This window comes from Nonomuraea antimicrobica, from assembly GCF_039536965.1.
In the GTDB taxonomy this organism is placed as follows: Bacteria; Actinomycetota; Actinomycetes; order Streptosporangiales; family Streptosporangiaceae; genus Nonomuraea; species Nonomuraea antimicrobica.
Genome location: NZ_BAAAZP010000266.1, coordinates 1 through 2,909, shown reverse-complemented (window position 1 = coordinate 2,909; position 2,909 = coordinate 1). Strand labels below are relative to the sequence as shown.

Annotated in this window: 3 protein-coding genes; 2 read left to right on the top strand and 1 reads right to left on the bottom strand. The window is 67.4% G+C overall.

Features of this window, described 5'->3' with window-relative positions:
- Positions 1–105 precede the first annotated feature (105 nt).
- Both ABD844_RS52445 and ABD844_RS52440 read left to right on the top strand, forming a co-directional pair.
- Positions 106–1,476, top strand: coding sequence for a tyrosine-type recombinase/integrase (locus ABD844_RS52445; protein WP_344897685.1), 1,371 nt, complete (start codon positions 106–108; stop codon positions 1,474–1,476).
- A gap of 105 nt (positions 1,477–1,581) precedes the next feature.
- Positions 1,582–2,589, top strand: a complete 1,008-nt coding sequence (locus ABD844_RS52440; RefSeq protein WP_344897682.1) for a hypothetical protein — start codon at positions 1,582–1,584, stop codon at positions 2,587–2,589.
- Positions 2,590–2,699: 110 nt separating this feature from the next.
- Here ABD844_RS52440 and ABD844_RS52435 read toward each other — a convergent pair.
- Positions 2,700–2,909: hypothetical protein (locus tag ABD844_RS52435; RefSeq protein ID WP_344897679.1), on the bottom strand; the 210-nt coding region annotated here is incomplete at its 5' end.

The window sequence follows — 2,909 nt, the reverse complement described above, 5'->3', positions numbered from 1 at the left end:
GGTCCAACACAACTCAAGATCAAATGGGGCACCAATGGGGCACCAAGGTCTTGGGCTGTGGGGCGCGGGGCGCCGCGCTTACCCCCGATGAAGGGGCGGCCATACATGGCCTGGATAGAACCGATCAAGAGCACCAAGACCCGCCACACCACCTACCGCGTCTGCTGGCGCGAGGGCGGCACCCGCGACGGCAAGCGCGACAGCGAGACCTGCGACACCAAAACGATCGCCAAGCGCTTCAAAGCCCGCGTAGAGGCCGCCGGCGACCAACGCCCGGCGGGCTACCCCAAGGGCTGCCGGGGCATCGTCCCTGAGGCTGCTGAGCCCACCCCAGAGGCCGACCCCGAGCCCACGGCCGACCCCGAACCGCAGCCCTCCCCCACAGCACCCGCCACCGCGGTTGTCCCGACCCTGTCCGAGATCGTCTTCGCCTACCTGTCATGGCTGGCCATGACGGGCAAGGCCGAGCCTCGCCAGATCGCCTTGTACAAGCGCCGGTTCCAACTGCACGTGCAGCCCGCAGTCGTCACGCTGGAGGACGGCAGCAGGCTTGGCCCGCTCGGCGACGTCCCTGTCCCCGAGTACACGACCGAGGTTGACCAGGCGTGGATCTCGTGGATGCGGGCCCGCACCTACGAGCGTAAGGGTGAGAAGAAGACGTACTCGCCGAAGACGATCGCCAACATCCACGGGGAGGTCATCAGCCCGACGCTGAGCTGGGCCGCACGCAAGAAGGGCATCCCCATCGACGTCAACCCGTGCGTAGGAGTGATCCTCCCGAAGCAGGCCGGGCGGACGGTCACCTTGGACCAGGTGCCCACCGGCGACGAAATCGCCGCATGGATCGCGCTCGCGTACAAGGTCTCCGACCTTGCCGGCGACATCACCACCCTCGCCCTGGGCACCGGACTGCGCTGGGGCGAGATCACCGCGCTACGGGTATGCGACATCGACCTCATGCGTGGCCTGCTCACTGTGGCGCAAGCGGTCAAGGAAGACGAGCACCGGCGGCTGTACATCGCGTCCTACGGCAAGAGCGACGCAGCACTGCGAACGATCAGAATCGGCTCCAAGGTGGTCGCCATGCTGGCACGCCGCATGGAAGGGCTACCACCGAAGGCATTGATCTTCCCCGGTATCCACACCCCCATCCTTAACCCCAGCACCTGGCAGAAACACTGGTACAAGGTCGTCGCCCTGGCGGAAACACACGGCATCGACACACAGGCCACCGCCCACAAGCTGCGGCACGCCCACGCGACGCAGCTCCTGGCGGAGAACGTGAGCCTGGACACCGTCAGCAAGAGGATCGGCCACAAGTCGATCGTCACCACCGCGAACCTGTACAGCCACCTGTCGCCGGAGGCAGACCGGCGCGCCGCCGACGTCATCGACATGGTGATGACGGGCACGCTCAGCCACCGACCCGTCGCGGTTGTGAGCGAGCAGTACGCGGAGCTGGCGCAGAGCGCGTAGGAACTCCCGGCCTGCGGACGGCCTCCGCCCGCGGGCTCAGTTCCATTTCGTTCCATGTCTTGCCTCCACGATCTCATTTCATCCGCCTTGCAGAAATGAAACGCTATGAAACTCATTGAGAGAGCGACGCATTCAGCCCCCGTCATCTGTGCCTTTCCGGGCTGCGAACTACTAGCTGTCATGGTGACTGCCGGCCGCCCCGGCGCTCGCCCCAAATACTGCGACCTGGTCGACGACAACGACCGGCGGCTGCACACCGCGTTGACCGCGTTCCGCGAGCGTGAACGCATAGCCCGGGCCGAGGGCAAGGGCCGCGGCCGACCCGCCGACAGCGAACGCCCAGTGAGCGCGTCGATTACGCGGGCGATCGAGGTGCACGAGCGGATTCGCGCCGATATCGCCCAGCTCACCAAGCGTCTGGAGGGCTTGGTCGCCGAGTTCGACCGTATCGGCGACGTCGAAGCGGTGGAGGCCGAAGTGGAGGCGGCCCGCGCACACGCTGACCGGCAGATCGCCGCGATGCGGGAGCAACTGGCGGGCGAGGTGCAGCGCCGCCGCCAGGCCGAAGAAGAGGCCGAGGAGGCGCAGCGGGCCGCGGCCGAGGCGGTGGAGCAACTTCGGGAAGCCGAGGAAGCAGCGTGTCGGGCAACCGAGCAGGCGACCGAGGCGCGTCAGGCGCTGGATCGAGGACTGGCCCTGGCCGAACGGCAGATCGCGGCTGTGCAGGCCGAGGCGGCGACCGCAGTCGAGGCAACCGAGCGCCGGGCCACCGAGCAAGAACGGCAGGCTGCGGCGGCTGTAACCGAGGCCGAGACGCGCGCCGCGCTGGCTGCGCAGGCCGAGGCGGAAGCACGTGCCCAGGCGCGACAGGCCCGAAAGGATGCCGAGCGCGAGCGGCAGGTGCTACAGGAGTCCTACGAGGCGCGTCTGGCGGCGCTGGAGGAGAGCCGGGCGGAGCTGCGAGCCAGGGCGGAGCGAGCCGAAGAACTCGCGCAGAACGAACGCACCGAACGGCGACGCCTCACGGACGATGGTCACCACCGTGCCCGTGTCCGCAAGACTCGGCAGGATGCCAACGGTGTCTCGCATGTCGTCAACGGAACTGCGCCCTGACTCCACGGAGATCACCAGCGCGTCGATTTCCCAGCAGGCGTCCAAGCTCTCCACAGGGCGCATGAGCCGGCCGGATGACGTCAGCCGGCCTCCCGCCGGGCCCGCAGAGATCAAGCAGCCCGGGACCGCTTCTTGCTGCTGCGGATAGCAATGGCGACCGCGATGACGTTGCACTCCTCGTTCGACTTCCCCGGGTTCGCCTGCATGATCTCCACCGAAAGCGTGGTCAAACCGTCTTCGTCCACGCCGTGAGTGCCGGCGATCCGTTTGAGAGCGCGGACTTCGTGGTGCCATTCAGTCGTGTCGTTGGGGTGTTCTGC

What these genes read in the sequence shown, in the direction of transcription:
- ABD844_RS52445 (WP_344897685.1), top strand. Translation starts at nt 106, where the DNA reads ATGGCCTGGATAGAACCGATCAAGAGCACCAAGACCCGCCACACCACC.
- ABD844_RS52440 (WP_344897682.1), top strand. Translation starts at nt 1,582, where the DNA reads ATGAAACTCATTGAGAGAGCGACGCATTCAGCCCCCGTCATCTGTGCC.